The sequence below is a fragment of the Brevibacterium sp. 2SA genome, assembly GCF_005502845.1.
Lineage (GTDB): Bacteria > Actinomycetota > Actinomycetes > Actinomycetales > Brevibacteriaceae > Brevibacterium.
Genome location: NZ_SCMW01000025.1, coordinates 1 through 20,414 on the forward strand (window position 1 = coordinate 1; position 20,414 = coordinate 20,414).

Consider the following 20,414-nt stretch of genomic DNA (forward strand, 5'->3'; position numbering starts at 1 on the left):
GGAGACGTGGGCGGGTCATGGGGCCATTGTTCCAGGAAACCTGGCCGACACGGCGACCCCGCACCCGGGCGCGGGGGACCACGGCGATTAGAATTCAATCGAACGAGAGGAAGAGTGTGGAAGAGGAAAGCTACGGCGCACGGCATCTGTCCGTGCTCTCAGGGCTCGAGGCGGTGCGCAAGCGTCCGGGCATGTACATCGGAACGACCGACTCGCGCGGGCTCATGCACTGTCTGTGGGAGATCATCGACAACGCCGTCGACGAGGCGCTCGGCGGGTTCGGCTCCTCGATCCTCATCGAACTCGAGGCCGACGGCTCCGTGGCCGTGACCGACCACGGCCGCGGCATCCCCGTCGACATCGAACCGAAGACCGGTCTGACCGGCGTCGAGGTCGTCATGACGAAGCTCCACGCCGGCGGCAAGTTCGGCGGCTCGTCGTATGCCGCCTCCGGCGGCCTCCACGGTGTCGGCGCCTCCGTCGTCAACGCCCTGTCCTCGCGCCTCGACGTCGAGGTCACCCGCGGCTCGAAGATCCACAAGATGTCCTTCCGCCGCGGGGTGCCCGGCCGCTTCGACGACAAGGGGAAGGCACCGAGCCCGGACAACCCGTTCGAGGAGTTCCACGAGGCCACCGGCCTCGAGATCGTCGGCAAGGCCAAGCGGGGAGTGACCGGCACGAAGGTCCACTACTGGGCCGACCCGCAGATCTTCCTCGGCAGCGCCCAGTTCGACTACCAGCACCTCGTCGAGCGCGCTCGGCAGACGGCGTTCCTCGTCCCCGGCCTCGAACTCACCATCGTCGACCGCCGCGGCGTCGCCCGCGATGAGACCGGCGCCGTCATCGCCGAACGCGTCGAGGACTTCCGCTTCGACGGCGGCATCACCGAGTTCGTCGACCACCTCTCGATCGACCCGCCGATCACCGACACCTGGCGGATGCAGAGCACGGGCTCGTTCAAGGAGACCGTGCCCGTCCTCGACTCCTCGGGACATCTCGTGTCGAAGGAGGTCGAACGCGAGGTCGGCGTCGACGTCGCCCTGCGCTGGGGGACCGGCTACGACACGAAGATCAAGAGCTTCGTCAACGTCGTCGCCACCCCGCACGGCGGCACCCACCTCGCCGGTTTCGAACAGGCGACGCTCAAGGCGATGCGCAAGGCCGTGGAGGCGAACTCCCGCAAGCTCAAACTCGGCAAGGACCGCCTCGAGAAGGACGATGTCCTCGCCGGCCTCACCGCCGTCGTCACCGTCCAGCTCGCCGAACCGCAGTTCGAGGGGCAGACGAAGGAGGTCCTCGGCACCGCCGCGGTCCGCCAGATCGTCGCGAAGACCGTCGAAGCCCAGCTCGGCGGCATCCTCGCCTCGACGAAGCGCGCGGAGAAGCAGCAGGCCGCGGTCCTCATGGAGAAGGTCGTCGCGGAGCTGAAGTCGCGGATCTCGGCGCGCACCCACAAGGAGAACCAGCGCCGCAAGACCGCGCTCGAGGCGTCCTCGCTGCCGGCGAAGCTCTACGACTGCCGCGACAGCGGGGTCGCGAACACCGAGCTCTTCATCGTCGAGGGCGATTCGGCGATGGGCACGGCGAAGTCGGCGCGCAACTCCGACCACCAGGCGCTCTTCCCGATCCGCGGCAAGATCCTCAACGTCCAGAAGGCCTCGCTGGCGGACATGCTCGCCAACGTCGAATGCGCCGCCCTCATCCAGGTCATCGGCGCCGGTTCCGGTCGCAGCTTCGACCTCGAGGCGGCCCGTTACGGCAAGGTCATCATCATGACCGACGCCGACGTCGACGGCGCGCACATCCGCACACTGCTGCTCACGCTCTTCTTCCGCTACATGAAGCCGCTCGTCGAGGAGGGCCGGGTCTTCGCCGCCGTGCCGCCGCTCCACCGCGTCGAGGTCGTGACGAAGCGCGGCACCCCGAACGAGATCGTCTACACGTATTCCGAGGCCGAACTCCACGCGCTGCTGAAGAAGCTCGACAAGTCGAAGAAGTCGTACAAGGAGCCGATCCAGCGCTACAAGGGCCTCGGAGAGATGGACGCCGATCAGCTCGCGGAGACGACGATGGATCCTGCCGACCGCACCCTGCGGCGGGTGACGATGGCCGACGCCGAGGCGGCGGAGCGGACCTTCGAACTCCTCATGGGCTCCTCGGTGGGCCCGCGCAAGGAGTTCATCGTCTCCGGCGCCGCCGTCCTCGACGCCGAGCGCATCGACAGCTGAGGGCGCGGCAACCGCCTCGGCGCGGGGGAGCGACCGTGCTCCCACGGTGCCCGAGGCGGTGCTCAGCGCAATGCGCGCGGATCAGTGGAGGGGAGCGACGGGCACGAAGAGGAGCACCGTCGGAATGAGCAGCAGGCCCGCTGCCACCAGGCAGGCGCACAGGCGCACCATCGTGCGTGCGGGATGGCGCGGCTGGGACAGGCGTGCAATGCGCTCGGCGCTCAGACCCTCCCGATGCTCGGGACTGATCGACGCGGCCGCAGCGACGGCGCGTGCGAGCACCGCCGGGTCGACGGTCTGACGCGCCTGGTCGTCGGCCATGAACTCGATGAGGCGATTGACGGAATTGAGGCCGATCGCCGTGGCCGAGAAGAACGGCAGCGCCCGATGCCACGCCGCGAACGGGATGACGAGGATGTCGTGGCGGAAGTCGAGATGCGCCTTCTCATGCGCGATGACCGCGGAGCGCTCGGCCTCGCTGAGAACCTCAAGGAGGCCTGTCGACAGGACCGCCGTGCCCTTGCGCGGCCCTTCGGGCAGACAGTAGGCGACGGGCTCGTCCGAGGAGATGATGCGGGTGTCGGGATAATTCTGCGACGGCTCGCTGAGCAGGTGTAAGATCTCGGCATGGCGAAGTCGAGTTCTCCGCGCTGAGTAGAACGTCAGCGCGAGGCAGCCGAGGAGGCGCCCGATGAGCACCAGCGCGATGATGAGGAAGATCCACGCGAGGATCGACAGCTGTGCATGCGATTCGCCGCGGATGAGATCCCACAGTCCGATGGGAAGATTCGGTGCTCCGGGCTCGACGGCGAAGGCCAAGGCCGCGCCGATGAGCGAGAGCCCGCCTGAGAGTCCGACGGCCTGCCAGAGGATGACCTCGGAGATCGGGTCGCTGCGAAACCGGCGCAGCAGCGCGGGAACCGGCCAGGCGAGGAGGAACGCCAACACTCCCAGGAGACACCCGACGATGCTCATGGTGGTACTCGGCCCGCCGTCAGGAGCGCGTCGAGTGGTTGCGCCCCAGAAGGCTGCGCAGGGTCTTCTCGTCGGCCTCCGACACGGTGCCGAGGAAGCGGGCGAGGACGGCCTGACGATCCGGGGCCTGCGAGAGCACCTCGGTCATGAGCTCGGCGACGTGGTCCTCACGGGTCGAGACCGCGAGGTAGCGATGCGGGCGGATGCTCCGATCGCGGGTGACGAAGCCCTTCTTCTCCAGGCGCGTGAGCACGGTGTGGACCGTGGTGAGGGCGAGGTCACGGTCGGCGAGGGCGTCACGCAGCTCCGCGGCGCTGAGGCCGTCCTCGTGCGCCCAGATGGCGTCCATGACGCTGCGTTCGAGTTCGCCCAGAGTTCCCACGATGTCCTTGTCCTCGGTAGTGACCGCGCCGCCTGCGGCGCCGGTCCGGCTGGAGCCCCCATTCTACCTCTACATGGTGTCGAATTCCATGTGAGACGCGCCTCTGCGTCAGCCGTGCCTATTCTCCCGTCTGTGGGTGCTGACCTGCGCGGACACGGATGCCGGGATGGTCCGGGCTGGAATGTGAGACAGTGGCTTTCAGAGTTCTACCAAGCGTAGAATTCTACGTGTTGTAGAAAGTTTCCCCTCGACGACTAGAACGGAGAAGCCCATGGAACTGGATCCGGTGCTCATCGGACGCTGGCAGTTCGGCATCACCACCGTCTATCACTTCTGGATGGTTCCCCTCACGCTCGGGCTCGGCATGCTCGTCGCGATCCTCCAGACGATGTACCACCGCACCGACAATGAGGTCTACCTGCGGGCCACGAAGTTCTTCGGCAAGCTCTATCTCATCAACTTCATCATGGGCGTGGCCACCGGTCTCGTCCAGGAGTTCCAGTTCGGCATGGCCTGGAGCGAGTACTCCCGCTTCGTCGGCGACGTCTTCGGCGCCCCGCTGGCGATGGAGGCGCTCATCGCGTTCTTCCTCGAATCGACGTTCCTCGGTCTGTGGATCTTCGGCTGGGGCAGGCTCAGCCGACCCGTCCACCTCACCGTGCTGTGGTGTGCCGTCATCGGCTCGTGGATCTCCGCGTTCTTCATCATCGTCGCGAACTCGTGGATGCAGCACCCCGTCGGCGTCGAACTCGTCGACGGCAAGCCGGTGATGACCGACGTCTGGGCGGTGCTCGGCAACAACACGGCGATCGCCGCCTACACCCACACGCTCTTCGGCGCCGTCGCCGTCGGCGGCAGCTTCCTCGTCGGCATCTCGTGGTACCACCTCTACCGGCGGCGCAAGGACGGCATCGACACCGTCGGCAAGGACGGCAGGGTCATCGTCGGCAGCGCCCCCGATGTGCCCGGTCGCGACGCGATCGACTACCGCGTGTGGATCAAGTGCCTGCGCATCGGCGCGATCTCCGGCATCATCGCCTTCGCCGGCGTCTCGATCACCGGTGACATCCAGGCGAAGCTGATGTTCGAGCAGCAGCCGATGAAGATGGCCTCGGCCGAGGGCGCCTGCCACGACGGCACGGAGTTCTCCGTGCTCACCGTCGGCGACCTGCAGTCGAACAACTGCTCCGACGTCCAGTCCGTGCTCGAGATCCCCGGTCTGCTCTCGTTCCTCGCCAAGGGTGACTTCAGCACCCCGGTCCACGGGGTCAACACCCTCCTGCCGGAGTACCAGGAGCGGTACGGGACGAACCTACCCGACGATCCGCGCTACGGCGAGCACGCCGGCGAGCCGATCGACTACCAGCCCATCATGATCGTCACCTACTGGGGCTTCCGTGCGATGATCGGCTTCGGCTTCGTCGCCGTCGGAGTGTGCGCGCTGGCCCTGTGGATCACGAGGAAGGGCACGGTGCCGGCGTCGCCCTGGATGATGCGCGGGGCGCTGCTGGCGATCACCGCACCGTTCATCGCGAACTCGGCGGGGTGGATCTTCACCGAGATGGGCCGCCAGCCCTTCGTCGTCGCCCCCAACCCGGCCCAGCTCGACGGTGTCTACATGTTCACCCAAGCTGCCCTCTCACCGCAGCTGACCCCGGCGATGCTGCTGTTCTCCCTCATCAGCCTCACCCTCGTCTACGGCGGGCTGATGGTCGTCGAACTCAAACTCATCATCAAGTACACCAGAGGAGGGGTCGCCTCGGCGATGCCCGAACTCGCCGAGTCCAACAAGAAGCCCACGATCACCGGCAACGACGACGACGTTCTGTCGTTCGCGTACTGAGGAGGAGAAGACAGATGGAAATCCTGGCAACGATCTGGTTCGTCCTCATCGCCGTCCTGTGGATCGGCTACCTGTTCCTCGACGGGTTCGACCTCGGAGTCGGCATGCTCATGCCGATCTTCACGAAGGACGAGCGCGGCAGGCGCGTTCTGCTCAACTCGATCGGACCCGTCTGGGACGGCAACGAGGTGTGGCTGATCACGGCGGCCGGCGCGATGTTCGCGGCGTTCCCGCACTGGTACGCCTCCCTCTTCAGCGCCCTCTACATCCCGCTCACGCTCTGCCTGCTCGGGCTCATCTTCCGCGCCGTGGCCATCGAATACCGCGGAAAGGGCCACACGCAGCGCTGGCTGACGTTCTGGACCTGGGCGATGGCCATCGGCTCGGCCGTCGTCGCGTTCCTCATCGGCGCCCTCCTCGTCATCACGACGACGGGTCTGCCGCTCAACGAGAACGGCGACATGGTCGGCGGTCCCTTCGCATGGCTCGGCTGGCCCGCCCTCCTCGGCGGACTCGGCGGTGTCGGCTTCAGCTTCGTCCACGGGCTCATGTTCCTCTGCCTCAAGACCGACGGTGAGCTGCGGGCCAAGGCCCGCCGCTGGGCACGGGCGACGACCCTGCCGTTCGCGATTCCCTTCCTCCTCTGGTTCGCCTTCTCGATCCGCCACGGCGCGTGGCTGATCGTGCCGGTCGCGATCGCCCTCATCGCGCTCATCGCCTCGTTCGTCGCACTGCGGGCCGGGGCGGAGAAGAAGGCGTTCTTCCTCCACGGCGTCTTCCTCCTCGCCGGGATGGGCGCGGTCTTCGCCGGTGTGTTCCCGAACGTCCTGCCCTCGACGCTCGATCCGGCGTTCTCGCTGACGATCGCCACCGCGTCGTCGTCGGACTACACGCTCGGAGTCATGCTCGTCGTCACCGCGATCTTCTTCCCGATCGTGCTCGGCTACCAGATCTTCAGCTACCGGCAGTACCTCAACCGACTCACGGAGTCGCACATCCCCGACGCCCACAAGGTGCCGGCGGCGATCCGCTCGTGAGCTCGCCACTGGGGATCCTCCTGTCGCTGCCCGACGGCAGGAGGAGCCTCGTCCTCTCCGTGACGAGCGCGGCAGCACGCGCTGTCGGCATCGTCTTCATCGCCGAGGCGCTCGTGCGCACGATCCTCGACCTCGGTTCGCTCCCACTGTGGATCGTCCTCGGCCTCCTGGGCGCCGGACTGCGCGGAGCGAGCCTGTGGGCCGACCACAGCCTCGGCACCGGGGCAGCCGCCGCGGCGAAGCGCGGACTGCGCGCCGGCATCCTCTCCACGCTCCTGGCCAGGCGCGGGATGCCCCGGGCCAAGGCCGCGGTGACGGTGACGCGCGGGGTCGACGACCTCGACGACTACTTCACGACGGTCGTGCCCGCACTCACCCAGGCTGCGGTCGTGCCCGCGGTGCTCCTCGTGCGGATCCTCTTCGCCGACCTCCTCTCGGCGGTCATCATCATCGCGTGCCTGCCGCTCGTCCCGCTGTTCATGGTTCTCATCGGCCGCTACACCGAGGAGACGACGGCAGAGAGCACACGCGCGCTCGAGCGGATGTCGGACCACCTCGCCGAACTCGCCGAAGGCCTGCCGGTCCTCATCGGACTCGGCCGGTCCCGGGAGCACGCCCGCACCCTGCGCAGGCTGAGCACCGACTACCACCAGGCGAATCTCGCGACGCTGCGCATCGCGTTCCTCTCGAGCCTCGCCCTCGAACTCATCGCGACGATCTCCGTGGCCCTCGTCGCCGTCGTCATCGGCGTGCGCCTCGTCTACGGCACGATGGACCTGAGCGACGGACTGCTCGCGCTGCTGCTCGCCCCCGAGTGCTTCATGCCGCTGCGCGCCCTCGGCGCCGGATTCCACGCCAGTGAGAACGGCCGCGAGTCCTACGACCGGGCCCAGGCACTCCTCGCCGAGGCCGAGGATGAAACCGGTCCCGCCGAGGCGGCTGCGCACGCCGGTCATGCCGTGACCTACGCCGACGGAACCACCGTCGCCTGGGACGGTTCCATCCCGACCACCCCGGGCATCACCGCGGTCCTCGGCCCCTCCGGGGCGGGGAAGTCGACGATCCTCGCGGCGCTCTCGGGCAGCCTCGCGGCGGGAGCGACGGCGACCCTGGACCCCGCCCGCGCCGCCCTCGTGCCGCAGACCCCGCGGACCTTCGGGGCGACGCTCGGTGAAGAGCTCGCGACCTTCGGACTCACCGGTGCCACCGCCGAGGCCGCACTGCGCGCCGCGGGCCTTCCCACTGCTCTCGACCTGCCCACCGGCGCGCTCAGCCCCGGACAGCTGCGCCGGCTCGCCCTCGTGCGCGTGGGCGGCAGGGACACCGATCTCCTCATCCTCGATGAGCCGACCGCCCACCTCGACGACGACAATGCGGAGACCATCATCGCGATGATCGCCGAGGCGGCCGCCTCGACCCGCGTCGTCCTCGCCAGCCATGACCCGCGGGTGCTCGCGCTCGCGACCGACACGATCACCCCGCGTGTCACCGCGGCCCCGGTCTCCGCCTCCGCCGGCCCGGTCGAGGAGAGCACCGCGGGCACCGCGACGGCCGAGTCGCGTGATCCGGGCACGACGACCCCGGGCACGACGACCCCGGGCACGACGGCGACCGTTGAGGCCCGGGCGCGGGCATCCGCTGGGACCCCGGCGGCCGACGACCGCTCCGGGGACACGACGGTCGAGCCGCCCGAACGCGGCCACGACGACGTGCCCGTACCCGGGAGTCTGCGCCGGCGCGCGGCAACGCTGCGCACCGCACTGCCGCTGATGCGGTGGACGATGCTCATCGCCCTCCTCACCGCGTGCGCCTCGAGCCTCGCCGCGATCTCGCTCACCGCACTCTCCGGGTGGCTCATCGTCGAAGCTTCGTACGGGCCGCCGATCATGACGCTGCTCGTCGCGATCGTCGGAGTGCGCTTCTTCGGTCTCAGCCGCTCGATCTTCCTCTACGTCAGCCGCCTCAACCTCCATTCGGCGATCTTCTCCGCCCTCGGGCGCCTGCGCTCGGTGCTGTGGTCGCATTTCGAGCGCGCGGGCATGAGCGACCGCACGATGCTCACCTCGGACACGGCGCTGACGACGATGGTCGCCGATGCCGACGAGGTCCGGGACCTCGTGCCGCGCACCCTCTTCCCGCCCGTCGTCTCCGCGCTCGTCGTCGTCGCCGTCATCGTCGCCACCGCGATCCTCGATCCGGGGTCGGTGCCCGTCCTCGTCGCTCTCGCGCTCGTCAATCTCGTCGTCGTCCCCCTCGTCTTCGTCCGCGCCGAGGCGCCGTGGGCCCGGCGGATCCGCGCAGGACAGGCACGGATCCTCTCCCTCCTCGCCCGCGCGCTCGGGGCGAAGACCGATCTCAGCGCCAACGGCGCGACCGCCGCCGTCCTCGCCCGGCTCACTGCGGCCGAAGACGAGCTCGAGACCGCGCAGCGCGCCTCGGCGCGGAACTTCGGGGCTGCCCAGCTGTGGGTCGAGGTGACCACGGTGCTCGCCGCCATCGTCATCGCCCTCATCTCCCCGGCGCCCACGGAGATCCTCGCCGTCGTCGTCCTCAGCACCTTCGGTCTCGTCGACCCGCTGGCCTCGGCGCTCACGGCATGGCGGCAGATGCCCGCCCTCGGGATCGCCCTCGACCGGCTGCCGCCCGTCACCGCGGACTCCCGCCACGACGACGATGAGGCCGACGACGAGGCCGTCGACGACGATGAGGCCGCCGTCAGCCCGGCGGCCGCCTCGGCGCTCACCGACCTCGACCTCGCCGACGTCACCGTCGGCTGGGACGGCGTCCCCGTCCTCGACGATCTCGACCTCTTCGCGGATGCGGACCGGTGGACGGTCGTGTGCGGGGAGAGCGGCAGCGGGAAGACGACGACGGTGAGCGTCCTCCTGCGATTCCTCACCCCGTGGCGCGGGCGCTACGACGCACGGGAGCGGAACGGGAAGCGCATCGACGTCCTCGCGCTCGATCCCGCCGAGCTCGCCGGTCGGATCGCGTGGTGCCCGCAGGAGGCGCACGTGTTCCGGTCGACGGTGCGCGGCAACCTCGCCCTGGCGCGCCGGGATGTGCCGGATGATGAGGAGATGTTCGCCGCGCTCACCGCGGCCGGGCTCGGGCACTGGGCGAGCCCCGAGGGCCTCGACCGCTGGGTCGGGGACCACGGGTCGGAGATCTCAGGAGGGGAGAGGCAGCGCCTCGCCGTCGCGCGCACCCTGCTCAGCGGGGCCGAGGTCATCGTCCTCGACGAACCCACCGCGCACCTCGATGCGGCCACGGCGCACCGCCTCGTCGCGGACCTGCGGGCCAACCTTCCGGGTCACACGGTCATCATGGTCACCCACGATGAGAGCCTCATCGACTCCGGCGACCGCGTGCTGCGGTTGGGAACGGACGTCAGTCCCGCTTCGATCCGAACATGATCTCGTCCCAGCTCGGAACCGAGGCACGGCTGCTCTTCTTCTTCGCCTTCGACTCGGTGTCCTTCGAGGTCTCGACACCGTCGCTGACCCCGGGCTCGTTGAGCAGGGAGAGCTGGTTGTCGTCGTCGAACGTGCCGACCTCCTGAGTCGGCTCCTGCGGCTCCTCATCGCCACCGGATGAGACCTCGGCCTGCGCGGGCTCACGGTCGCCGACCGTCGCCGCGCTCGAGCGGTTCGCCGCCTCGGCGATCCGGTCCTCGAACGCGAACACCTCATCGTCGGTGGCATCGGCGGGACGCCCGGGCGCGGTGTGCGCGCCCTGCGGGTGGGTCTCGGGATCCTCGGTGACGGCGCGGAGGCGACCGCGGGGCTCATCGTCATCGCGACGGCGACGACGGAGGTTCTCGAGGATTCGCCCGGTCTCGGCCTGGTGGTCGCCGAGCGTCGCCGGCTGCTCGGCCGGCCGCTCCGGCGCCTGCGGGTCGGGGGTGTCGATCTCCTCGGTGGTGCGGCGGCTCGAGCTGTAGCCGGGGATCGGACCGGTGTCCGTGGGACCGGAGTCCGCGAGCCACTTCGCCTCATCGTCGAGGGCCGTGAGCGAGCCGCGGTAGTAGTTCCACCCGGCGGTGCGCTTGCGGTCGGCGGCGATGAAGCTGAGCTCGACGTACCAGTTGCCGTCCTGCTGCTTCCACGCGTCCCAGTCCATCGTCTCGATGTCGACATCGCGCATCGCCAGACGGGTCTGGCTGAGCTCGACGAGCGGGGTCGGGTCGCCGTTGGGGTCGTGATCGGAGTAGATGGGGTGCCGGCTCGCGGTGTGGGCCATGTGGGCGCGTTCGGCCAGGGCCGGGCGTTCGTACGTGCGGACCTGGTCGGGGTCGGCGCCGGTGGCCGCGATGACCTCTTCGGCGCTCATCCCGCCGCGGATCATCGCCTGGATGTCGCGCGGGCGGATGGGGGAGTCGGAGCGCACGACAGCCCTGTCCTTGCGCACAGCCGCATAGAGGGACTCGTCGAGTCTCAGTCGATACTGTGCCCCGGAGTCATCGCCGAGGAGCAGATGAGTGCCGTCGGCATCGACCCCGTGCAAGATGAGTTCACGCATTTCGCTCCTTTATCGCTTCTCATGAAGAATCGTGTCACGACCACACCGCTCAGCCCCGCAGATTTGCTCGCGAGTCGCGAAATCCCGGCGAATTCGGCGGGCCGGGGTGCGCACGGGCAGCGGCGGGCGGCGATCGTGAGTCGATCGTGCTCAGGGTGCGGACAACGGGCAAGCGATCTCTACACGCTGTAAAATCTCTGACGTGAATACGACAGCCCCCATCGACACCCTTGTCCTCATGTCCTTCGGCGGACCGGAATCGCCCGAGGAGGTCGTTCCGTTCCTCAAGAACGTCACTGCGGGGCGCGGCATCCCCGACGAGCGCCTCGAGGAGGTCGGAGAGCACTACTACGGATTCGGCGGCAAGTCCCCGATCAACGACCAGAACAAGGCGCTGCTGGCGGCTCTGCGCGCCGAACTCGAGCGGCGCGGCCTCGACCTCCCGCTCGTGTGGGGCAATCGCAACTGGGAGCCCTACCTCACCGATGTCGCCCGCACCGAGGCGGCGGCCGGCCGTTCCCGCTTCCTCGCGATCGACACCTCGGCGTACTCCTCCTACTCCTCGTGCCGGCAGTACCGTGAGGACTTCGCCGGCACGGTCTCAGGTCTCGCCGACGAGGGCGTCGAGGTGAGCTTCGACAAGGTCCGTCAGTTCTTCAACCATCCCGGCTACGCCGAGGCGTGCGCGGCGCTGCTGCGCGAAGGTCTCGACGACTTCCGGACCCAGGTCGGCGCCCTCGACCCGGCCCGTCACCGGATCCTCTTCGTCACGCATTCGATCCCCGATGTCATGCAGGAGGCCTCGGCGGTGGCGACCGTGGGCTACCAGGCCCAGCATGAGGAGCTCATGGAGCACCTCCTCGGCGGTCTCGCCGAGGCGGACCGGCTGCCCGCGGAGCTCGTCTACTGCTCCCGGTCGGGTGCCCCGCACGTGCCGTGGCTCGAACCCGACGTCAACGACCGCATGGAGGAGCTCGCCGCCGAGGGCGTCACCGGTGTCGTCCTCGCCCCGATCGGCTTCATCTCCGACCACATGGAGGTCGCCTTCGACCTCGACACCGAGGCGAAGGAGACGGCGGAGGAGCTCGGCCTCGCGTTCACCCGCGTGGCCACCGTCGGCACGCATCCGACGTTCGTCTCAGGCCTCGTCGACCTCGTCGAGGAGCGCATCGCGCAGCTGTCCGGGCAGACTCCGGAGACCCCGGCGATCCCCGGCACACGTGCGCTGACCCCCGGCAGCGGGGCGTGCAGCATCGAATGCTGCCGGGGCCGGGTCGAGCGCCCGACCCTGCCGAACTGGCCCTCGGCCTGAGACCGGCGCAGCAGCCCGGCCCACACGGATGCGGCCCCTCCCGAATGATCTCGGAAGGGGCCGCATCCGTGTGTCTGAGGTCTGTGCGCCTGAGGCGTGGCTGCTCGGGTCAGGATTCCCGCGGTTCGGGGATGACCGGGATCGCGCCGGTCTCGGCCTTGATGACCTCGGCGATCGGGCCGGTGTCGACGTCGTTGCGGTCGGCGAGTTCGAGGAGGTTCTCGAGGTCGTCGATGAGGCTCTCGACGAGGAAGTCGTCGCCGGCATCCCTGGCGTCGTGTAGGCGATGACGGACATCGTCGATTCTGTTATCGAGCTGATCTGCGAATTCACTCATCGTGCATCCGTCCTTCCGACAATAGGCCGCCGGGGATGAGGTCGAGTCATCGCCGACGTGTGGTCGTTTCTCTCCGAGGCCGGCATGCTCGCTCAGCGTCGTCTCCTGCATTCTCGCAGAGCTTTTCGAGAGTCGTATGTGTGTCCTTCGTCATCGTGACGAGAATCACCGTGACAGGGTACCATCTGCTCTTGCCAAAGGGTACTGGGCAGTGCACAATGCTGGGGACACGATAGGCGACAGGGGCTGAAACTCCATTTCAGCACACCCGACAGAGAGCGATGAGGCCATATGGCAACCGACTACGACGCACCTCGCAAGCACGACGACGAAATCAAGAGCGACTCGATCGAGCAGCTCAAGGCGCAGCGCTCGCAGGCGCAGGCCAGCAAGATCGACGAGGACGAGACGGCAGCGGCCGAAGGGTTCGAACTTCCCGGCGCCGACCTGTCGAACGAAGAGCTCTCGGTGCGCGTGCTTCCGAAGCAGAACGACGAATTCACCTGCATGGAGTGCTTCCTCGTCCGTCACCGTTCGCAGCTGGCGAGCGATGAGGGCGGAATCCTCATCTGCACGGACTGCGCAGGCTGAGCGTCGCGACATCCCCACCAAGACGAATGCGCCCCTTCGAGGGCGCGTTTTTCGTTGGTCGGGCGCTTGTGGTGCAGGCGGGCACCGGCGGCGCGGGCGCGCGGCGCGGCCGTCCTCAGGCGCGCAGGGCGGCGGCGAGCTCCTCGGGGTGCCGACTCGAGACGAGCCAGTACGGGGTGGGGTCGGAGGCGTCGTCGATGTCGATGCGCACTGCGGTCTTCACCCAGGGGCGGAGCACGAGGAAGGCGCGGGCGTCGAGTCCGGTGCCACGGGCCTCACGGGCCGCCTCGATGCCGAGGGCCTCGACGCCGCCGAGGAACGTGCGATCGATGTGGGCATCGCCGACGAAGAGCTGGTGGTCGGTGACGATGATCGTGATCCCCAGCGAGCGCAGCCACCACGCGAGCAGAGCGAACGTGACGACGGGCAGGATGAAGGCGCCGAGCGTCCAGACGGGGAGGACCATGGCCGCTGTCGAGACGGCGGCGACGGCGATGAGCACCCACATGGCGGGCGAGGGGCTGACCTTCTCCCGGTAGGCCACCTGCGAATCGGTATGAGTCTGAGCCATGTCCTCCATTCTCCCACAGCGCGCATGTTTGAAGCGCTCAGGCTTGGGCACTAGAGTGCAACCTTGTGACAGAAGGCTTGCGCATCGAAATCACCCTCGTCGACGACGGAATGGCCCCGCCGAGCTACGCCCACGCGTCCGACGCCGGCGCGGACCTGTGCTCGGCGATCGACTTCACCCTCGAACCGTTCGAACGGCGCACCGTGCCCACCGGGATCGCGATCGCGCTCCCGCCCGGCCATGCCGGTTTCGTCCACCCCCGCTCGGGGCTCTCGAGCAGGCACGGCGTCACCGTCGTCAACGCTCCGGGGACGATCGACTCCGGATACCGCGGCGAGATCAAGGTGCCGCTCATCAACCTCGACCCGACCGTGCCGCTGCGCATCACCCGCGGTGACCGCATCGCCCAGCTCATCATTCAGGAGATCCGACAGGCCGCATTCACCGTCGTCGACACCCTCGACGACAGCGACCGCGGCACCGGCGGATTCGGCTCCACCGGCGGAGTCGTCTCCGGTCTCAACGCAGAAGTGGAGTGAAGGACAATGGGACTGTTCTCACGTTTTTCGAAGAAGTCATCGACCGTGGACGAGGAGTCCGCGAGCGACCGCAGCACCGACGAGGAGATCGTCGACGAGGACGTCGCTGACGATCACGACAGCGCTGACGATCACGACAGCGCTGATGACGCCGAGGCGGTCGCCGAGACCGAGGCGGAGGCCGAGGACCTCGACGACGATGAGGTCCTGGAGAAGTCCGCACCGCTCGACCGGGCCGAGAAGGGCCCCTTCGACGCGGCCGAGGACTACCCCGAGCTCAACCGCCTCGACCTCGGTGCGCTCAAGGTGCCCGTCGTCGACGGCATGCAGATCCGCCTCGACACCGACGACGATTCGCAGCGCGTGCTCGCCGTGACCCTCATCCACGACGGTGGGGGAGTCCAGCTCCAGGCGTTCGCCACCCCGCGATCCGAGGGACTGTGGAACACCGTGCGCCGGCAGCTCACCGAATCCGTCGAATCCCAGGGCGGGGAGTGCACCGAACTCCACACCGGGCTCGGCCGTGAGCTCGCCGTCGAGGTGCCCGCGAAGACCGAGGACGGACGTCCCGGCAAGCGTGCGATGCGGTTCGCCGGCGTCGACGGTCCGCGCTGGTTCGTCCGCGCCGTGTTCTCCGGCAAGGCCGTCACCGACGCCGAGGTGCGCGCTGAGCTCAGCGCGCTCGTGCGCGGTGTCGTCGTCGACCGCGGCGACGAGGCGATGGCTCCCCGTGAGCTCATCGCCCTCACCGCCCCCGAGGTCGATGCGGCCCCCGAGCCCGAGGACGAGACCGAGGACATCAACCCGTTCGCCCGCGGACCCGAGATCACCGAGGTCCGCTGATCGCCATGCTCGATCTTCTCAGCCGGCTCACGCAGAGCCTGGGCTCCCGCGACGACGATGCCCGCGAGGACCTGCGGATGGCCAGCCGGATTCCCGGCGTCGTGAGCATCGGCGACATCGCCCCGCGGGCGATGGTCCGCGTCGCCGGGGTCGTCAGCGCCGTGACGCGGTCGACGAACGCCGACAACCCGCGCCTGACGATCACCGTCTCCGACGGCACCGGCGACGTCGAGGCCCAGTTCCTCGGCCGCCGCGAGATCAGCGGCATCAAGCCCGGCGCGCTCCTCGTCCTCGAGGGTCGGTTCTGCGACCGCGACGGTGTGCTCGCCGCCCACAACCCCGTCTACGAACTCGTCGCCCGGGGCGACGACCACGAGTGAGCGCCGACTGATCGTCAGCGGTCAGCGCGTCGGAGTGCTCAGTCCGTGCTGTCGGCCCTGGCCGCGGCCTGGAGCAGGCTGAGCAGCGCCCCTTCCTGATCGGGGGAGGAGAGGAAGAAGAGCTCGTCGCCGGCCTCGACGACGTCATCGGCGCTCGGCGCGAAGGCGCGGGCGTTGCGGATGATCGCGACGAGCACGGTGTCGACGGGGAACGCGATGTTCCCGATCCGGGAGGCCACGAGGTCCGAGGACTCGTTGACGGTGAACTCCATGAGGCCGGCCTGCCCGCGTTCGAAGCTCATGAGATGGACGAGACCGCCGACCTCGACGGCCTCCTCGACGAGCGCGGTCATCAGCCGCGGCGTCGACACCGCGACGTCGACGCCCCAGTTGTCGTCGAAGAGCCATTCGTTCTTCGGATTGTTGACCCGGGAGACGGTGCGGGGCACCCCGAACTCCGTCTTCGCGAGGAGGGAGAGGACGAGGTTCGTCTTGTCGTCACCGGTGGCGGCGACGACGACGTCGGCTTCCTCGAGCTTCGCCTCCCCGAGACCGGCGAGCTCGCACGCATCGGAGAGGAGCCACTGGGCGCCGGGGATCTTCTCGTGCGCGAGGGCCTCCTTGCTCTGGTCGATGAGGAGGACGGAGTGGCCCTTGTCGAGCAGCTCCCTGGCCACCGAACGGCCCACCGACCCGGCTCCGGCGATGACGACTCTCATTCTTCTTCCTCCCTGGAGGTCACGGGCTTGTCGAGGATGCGCGCGATCTCGTCGAGGCGGTCGACGGGGCACATGAGGTGGACGAGGTCACCGTCCTGGAGCAGGAGGTCGTCGGTGGCGACGATGCCCTCCGAGAGTCGCGTGACATACGCGACGCGGGCCTGGGTGGCCTCCTCGATCTCCGCGATCGGCCGGGCCACCCAGCTGGGGTCGAGGTGCACCTCGGCGAGGACGAGGTTGCCCGAGGGCTCCCGGTACTCGGTGATCGACCCCTGCGGGACGAGTTTGCGCATCACCTGCTCGGCCGTCCACCGCACGGTCGGCACCGTCGGAATGCCGAGGCGCTCGAAGACCTGCGCCCGATCGGGATCGTAGATGCGGGCCGCGACATTGGGCACACCGAAGGTCTCCCGGGCGACACGCGCGGCGAGGATGTTGGAATTGTCTCCGCTCGAGACCGCGGCGAACGCGAACGCGTCGGCGGTGCGGGCCTGCGTGAGGGTCTCCCGGTCGAATCCGAGGCCGGTGATCGTCGATCCTGTGAAGTCCGGCCCGAGCTTGAGGAAGGCATCGGGGTCCCGGTCGACGACGGCGACGGAATGGCCGTTGGCATCAAGTGCCCTGGCCAGGGTCGCCCCGACTCGGCCGCAGCCCATGATGACGAAGTGCATGGTCATCCCTTCCGACAATTGCTCTACCATTGGTGCTCGTGGCCAGCAGTTTTTCTGATGCCGTCAAAAGACTACTCGTTGGACGGCCGTTCCGCAGTGAGGACAGGCGTGCTCCTGCGCTGAAGAAGCGCATCGCCATGCCCGTGTTCGCCTCGGACATGCTCTCCTCGGTGGCGTACGCCCCGGATGAGATCCTCCTGGCCCTGTCCCTGACGACGCTCGTCTCGATCACCGCCGCCCCGTGGATCGGCGCGGCCGTCGGCGCGGTCATCCTCGTCATCGTCGCGTGCTACCGCCTCAACGTCCGCGCCTACCCGTCGGGAGGAGGGGACTACGAGGTCGCGTCGAAGAACCTCGGCCCCCGCGCCGGTCTCATCGTCGCCGCCGCCCTCCTCGTCGACTACGTCCTCACCCTGGCCGTGTCGATGACGGTCTTCGCCGCCTACATCACGACGGCGTTCCCGCTGCTCGCGCCCTACCGGGTGCCGGTGGCGATCGTCGGCATCCTCGTCATCTCCCTCGCCGGCCTCCGCGGGTCCCGGGCCACCCCGGTGCTCCTGGCGATCCCGACGTACCTCTTCCTCGGCGCGGTGTTCCTCACGATGATCGTCGGCCTCGTCCAGGTCGGGCTCGGTGAGACCCCGCAGGCCGAGACCGCGAACTACACGATCGTCCACGATGCGGTGACGGATCAGGCGACCCTGGGGCTTGCGACCGTCCTCATCGTCCTCCGCGCGTTCTCCTCCGGGTCGGTGGCCCTCGCCGGCGTCCAGACCGTGGCCACCGCGGTGCCGGCCTTCAAGAAGCCGCGGGGGAAGAACGCCGGCAACACGCTCGTCCTCTCCGGATTCCTCGCCGCCGTCATGCTCACCGGACTGACGTATCTCGCCTCGGTGACCGGGGTGAAGTACGTCGACGACCCGCACCTCTACCTCGTCCGCCCCGACGGAAGCCCCGTCTCGGCCGAATACGAGCAGGAACCGGTCCTCGGGCAGCTCGCCCACACGATCTTCGCCGACACGCCCCTGATGTTCTTCCTCGTCGTCCTCGTCGCCGCTCTCGTCCTCATCGTCGCCGCGAACACCGCGGTCGAGGGCTTCCCGGGGCTGGCCTCCCGGCTCGCCCGTGACGGCTTCCTGCCCCGGCAGCTCGCGACGAAGGGCGACCGGCTGACGTTCTCCAACGGCATCCTCCTCCTCGCCGTCGCCGCGATCGTCCTCGTCGTCGCGACGAACGCCTCGGCGACGACCCTCATCCAGCTCTACCTCGTCGGCGTCTTCGCGAGCTTTGTCGTCGGCCAGCTCGGCATGGTGCTCCACTGGAACAAGCGCCTGCGGCTCGTCATCGACCCCAAGGCGCGGATGCGGATGCGCTTCAACCGGGCGGTCAACACCGTCGGCTGCGTCATCGCTGCCGGCGTCCTCATCGTCGTCATCGTCTCGAAGTTCCTCGCCGGGGCGTGGATCGCGGTGGCGGCGATGGCCGGGCTCTTCCTCGTCATGGGCGCCATCCACCGCCACTATTCGCGGGTCGCGAGCGAACTCGCCCCCGAGGCCAACGTCGACTCGCGGACGATCCCGTCGAACACGCACGCGATCGTCGTCGTCAACGAGATCAACAAACCGACCCTGCGGGCGCTGTCGTATGCGCGGGTGGCGCGGTCGACCCAGCTCGAAGCCGTCACCGTCGCCGTCGACGAGGAGGCGGCGGAGAAGCTGCAGAAGCGGTGGAACGAGATGGAGCTGCCCGTCCCGCTCACGGTGCTCGCCTCGCCGTACCGCGAACTCGTCCGCCCGCTCATCGCCCACGTCCTCGCGATCCGGCGGCGCTCACCGCGCGACCTCGTCATCGTCTACATCCCGCAGTACATCGTCGGACGCTGGTGGGAGCACCTTCTCCACAACCAGATCGCGATCAAGCTGCGCACCCGCCTGCTCCTCGTCCCCAACGTCGTCGTCGTCTCCGTCCCGTGGCGGCTGCGCTCGTACTCGCGCGCCCACAGCGGCGACGGTCCGGACTCGGAGGCCCCGCTCTACGGTCAGGTGCCGAAGCCATGACGGCCGATCCGCTCTCACCCGGTGACGTGGTCGAGCTGCGCATCGCGGGGCCGGCCGCGGGCGGCACCTCAGTGGCCCGCCTCGACGGTCGTGTCGTCTTCGTCGCCGGCGCCCTGCCCGGCGAGTCGATCCGCGCCCGGCTCACCGAGACCGGGAAGGTCCTGCGCGCCGAGGTCACCGAGGTGCTCGACCCGTCGCCGCACCGCGTGCCCGACCGGCGCGCCGGCTTCCTCGCCGAGGCCGGGGGCGGGCTCTTCGGCGGCATGGAGTACGCCCACGTCGACCTCGCCCACAGCCGAGAGCTCAAGGGCCAGGTCATCGCCGATCAGCTCTCCCGCATCGGCGGCATCGACCGGGACGTCACCGTCGCCGCGGCACCGGGGGAGGAGACCGGGCTCGAGTGGCGCACCCGCATTCAGCTCGCCGTGAGCGGCACCGGTGAGCTCGGGATGCTGCGCTCCCGCAGCCACGACGTCGTCCCCGTCACCCGTGCCCCGCTCGCCGTGCCCGCGATCGCCGAGGCGGACCTGACGTCCCTGCGCCTGCCCGGTGCCGAGAGGGTCGAGTTCGCGTGGGCGGGCAGCACCGGCGCGGTCATCGTCCGCGGGGAGACCGACCGGGCCGGACTCGACGTGCTCGCCGAGTCCCTGCCCGAGCAGTGGTCGATCCTCGCAGGCCCCGCCGCCCCCGCCCGATCGGCGAGTCGGTCCGGTGCCGGTCGCGGTGGGAGACGCCGCGGTCAGGGCCGGGGAGGCAGCCGTCACCGGGGTGCGGGACGGTCGACCGCCTCGGCGCCGGTGCTCGAGGTCATCCGGGGAACCGATCATCTGCTTCAGACGGCGGCGGGACGGGACTTCCGCGTCGCCGCCGACGGCTTCTGGCAGGTGCACGTCGACGCGCCGGGCGTCCTCACCGACGCGGTGCGGGCGGCCGTGCCGGCCGACGCGCGCACGCTCACCGACCTCTACTGCGGGGTCGGGCTGCTCGGCATCACGGCCGCCGAGGCGACCGGGGCGAGGCTCTTCGGCGTCGAAGGGGTCGGTCCGGCGATCGAGAACGCCCGGATCAATGCCGCCGGCATCGATGCCCGGTTCGTCGCCGGCCGCGTCGACACGGCCGACTTCCCGAGCTCCGATGTCCTCCTCCTCGACCCGCCGCGTGCCGGCGCCGGGAAGGCGGTGACCGACCGGCTCAGCGCCGATGGCCCCGAGACGATCGTCTACGTCTCGTGCGACGCCGGGACGCTCGCCCGCGATCTCGCGCAGCTGAGCGCCGGCGGCTACACGATCGAGAGCCTTGTCGGTCACGACCTCTTCCCGCTCACCGCGCACGTCGAGACCGTCACGGTGCTGCGGCGCTGATCAGACGGTGCTGCGGCGCTGAGGAGACGGTGCTCACCTCGGGACCG

Annotated in this window: 18 protein-coding genes; 11 read left to right on the plus strand and 7 right to left on the minus strand. The window is 69.1% G+C overall.

The features are described from left to right. Nucleotides 1–116: 116 nt before the first annotated feature. Nucleotides 117–2,228, plus strand: a complete 2,112-nt coding sequence (locus FFS20_RS10250) for a DNA topoisomerase IV subunit B (protein WP_137825752.1) — start codon at nucleotides 117–119, stop codon at nucleotides 2,226–2,228. Between the two features lie 81 nt (nucleotides 2,229–2,309). Here the strand turns inward: FFS20_RS10250 and FFS20_RS10255 are convergent, their stop codons facing one another. Next, complete coding sequence (locus tag FFS20_RS10255; protein WP_137825753.1) at nucleotides 2,310–3,203, minus strand: M56 family metallopeptidase; 894 nt, start codon at nucleotides 3,201–3,203, stop codon at nucleotides 2,310–2,312. Nucleotides 3,204–3,222: 19 nt separating this feature from the next. Beyond that, a complete protein-coding gene (locus FFS20_RS10260) occupies nucleotides 3,223–3,585 on the minus strand; it encodes a BlaI/MecI/CopY family transcriptional regulator (RefSeq protein ID WP_137825754.1) in 363 nt (120 codons plus the stop codon). A 277-nt stretch (nucleotides 3,586–3,862) separates the two neighbouring features. On the opposite strand from FFS20_RS10260, the gene FFS20_RS10265 reads away from it, so the two are divergent. The 3 genes from FFS20_RS10265 to cydC are packed head-to-tail and all read left to right on the plus strand — an operon-like array spanning nucleotide 3,863 to nucleotide 9,881. Continuing rightward, nucleotides 3,863–5,428: a cytochrome ubiquinol oxidase subunit I gene (locus tag FFS20_RS10265; RefSeq protein ID WP_137825788.1), complete on the plus strand. Its 1,566-nt coding sequence runs from the start codon at nucleotides 3,863–3,865 to the stop codon at nucleotides 5,426–5,428. Between the two features lie 14 nt (nucleotides 5,429–5,442). Beyond that, complete coding sequence (cydB, locus tag FFS20_RS10270; RefSeq protein ID WP_137825755.1) at nucleotides 5,443–6,465, plus strand: cytochrome d ubiquinol oxidase subunit II; 1,023 nt, start codon at nucleotides 5,443–5,445, stop codon at nucleotides 6,463–6,465. Beyond that, on the plus strand, nucleotides 6,462–9,881 hold the full coding sequence (cydC, locus tag FFS20_RS10275; RefSeq protein ID WP_137825756.1) for a thiol reductant ABC exporter subunit CydC: 3,420 nt from the start codon (nucleotides 6,462–6,464) through the stop codon (nucleotides 9,879–9,881). The genes cydB and cydC overlap by 4 nt, the downstream gene beginning before the upstream one ends. Here the strand turns inward: cydC and sepH are convergent. After that, the gene (gene sepH, locus FFS20_RS10280) at nucleotides 9,856–10,986 is read right to left on the minus strand and encodes a septation protein SepH (protein ID WP_137825757.1); all 1,131 of its coding nucleotides are present in this window, start codon (nucleotides 10,984–10,986) and stop codon (nucleotides 9,856–9,858) included. The two genes, cydC and sepH, sit on opposite strands and share 26 nt — an antisense overlap. Nucleotides 10,987–11,188: 202 nt before the next feature. Between sepH and FFS20_RS10285 the strand changes: the two genes are divergently transcribed. Then, nucleotides 11,189–12,298, plus strand: a complete 1,110-nt coding sequence (locus FFS20_RS10285; protein ID WP_137825758.1) for a ferrochelatase — start codon at nucleotides 11,189–11,191, stop codon at nucleotides 12,296–12,298. A 109-nt stretch (nucleotides 12,299–12,407) separates the two neighbouring features. On the opposite strand, the gene FFS20_RS10290 is transcribed toward FFS20_RS10285, so the two are convergent. Further along, a complete protein-coding gene (locus FFS20_RS10290) occupies nucleotides 12,408–12,635 on the minus strand; it encodes a hypothetical protein (RefSeq protein ID WP_137825759.1) in 228 nt (75 codons plus the stop codon). 291 nt (nucleotides 12,636–12,926) lie between these two features. On the opposite strand from FFS20_RS10290, the gene FFS20_RS10295 reads away from it, so the two are divergent. Beyond that, nucleotides 12,927–13,226, plus strand: a complete 300-nt coding sequence (locus FFS20_RS10295) for a DUF4193 domain-containing protein (protein WP_009376994.1) — start codon at nucleotides 12,927–12,929, stop codon at nucleotides 13,224–13,226. A 115-nt stretch (nucleotides 13,227–13,341) separates the two neighbouring features. Here the strand turns inward: FFS20_RS10295 and FFS20_RS10300 are convergent, their stop codons facing one another. Further along, nucleotides 13,342–13,797 (minus strand): DUF3093 domain-containing protein, encoded by a 456-nt coding sequence (locus FFS20_RS10300; RefSeq protein ID WP_137825760.1) that lies wholly within the window; start codon nucleotides 13,795–13,797, stop codon nucleotides 13,342–13,344. A gap of 65 nt (nucleotides 13,798–13,862) precedes the next feature. Between FFS20_RS10300 and dut the strand changes: the two genes are divergently transcribed. From dut to FFS20_RS10315, 3 genes are read left to right on the plus strand one after another with little or no spacing between them, the layout of a single operon-like run. Beyond that, nucleotides 13,863–14,336 (plus strand): dUTP diphosphatase, encoded by a 474-nt coding sequence (dut, locus tag FFS20_RS10305; protein WP_137825761.1) that lies wholly within the window; start codon nucleotides 13,863–13,865, stop codon nucleotides 14,334–14,336. Nucleotides 14,337–14,381: 45 nt separating this feature from the next. Continuing rightward, nucleotides 14,382–15,179, plus strand: a complete 798-nt coding sequence (locus tag FFS20_RS10310; protein ID WP_249356785.1) for a DUF3710 domain-containing protein — start codon at nucleotides 14,382–14,384, stop codon at nucleotides 15,177–15,179. 5 nt (nucleotides 15,180–15,184) lie between these two features. Then, nucleotides 15,185–15,559: an OB-fold nucleic acid binding domain-containing protein gene (locus FFS20_RS10315; protein ID WP_137825763.1), complete on the plus strand. Its 375-nt coding sequence runs from the start codon at nucleotides 15,185–15,187 to the stop codon at nucleotides 15,557–15,559. Between the two features lie 38 nt (nucleotides 15,560–15,597). Here FFS20_RS10315 and FFS20_RS10320 read toward each other — a convergent pair whose 3' ends face one another. Both FFS20_RS10320 and FFS20_RS10325 read right to left on the minus strand, forming a co-directional pair. Beyond that, nucleotides 15,598–16,278 (minus strand): TrkA family potassium uptake protein, encoded by a 681-nt coding sequence (locus FFS20_RS10320; RefSeq protein ID WP_137825764.1) that lies wholly within the window; start codon nucleotides 16,276–16,278, stop codon nucleotides 15,598–15,600. Next, on the minus strand, nucleotides 16,275–16,949 hold the full coding sequence (locus tag FFS20_RS10325; RefSeq protein ID WP_137825789.1) for a TrkA family potassium uptake protein: 675 nt from the start codon (nucleotides 16,947–16,949) through the stop codon (nucleotides 16,275–16,277). The genes FFS20_RS10320 and FFS20_RS10325 overlap by 4 nt, the downstream gene beginning before the upstream one ends. A gap of 137 nt (nucleotides 16,950–17,086) precedes the next feature. Between FFS20_RS10325 and FFS20_RS10330 the strand changes: the two genes are divergently transcribed. After that, complete coding sequence (locus tag FFS20_RS10330) at nucleotides 17,087–19,006, plus strand: APC family permease (RefSeq protein WP_137825765.1); 1,920 nt, start codon at nucleotides 17,087–17,089, stop codon at nucleotides 19,004–19,006. Next, a complete protein-coding gene (locus FFS20_RS10335; RefSeq protein WP_137825766.1) occupies nucleotides 19,003–20,367 on the plus strand; it encodes a TRAM domain-containing protein in 1,365 nt (454 codons plus the stop codon). Before FFS20_RS10330 ends, FFS20_RS10335 begins: the two co-directional genes overlap by 4 nt. Nucleotides 20,368–20,414 lie beyond the last annotated feature (47 nt).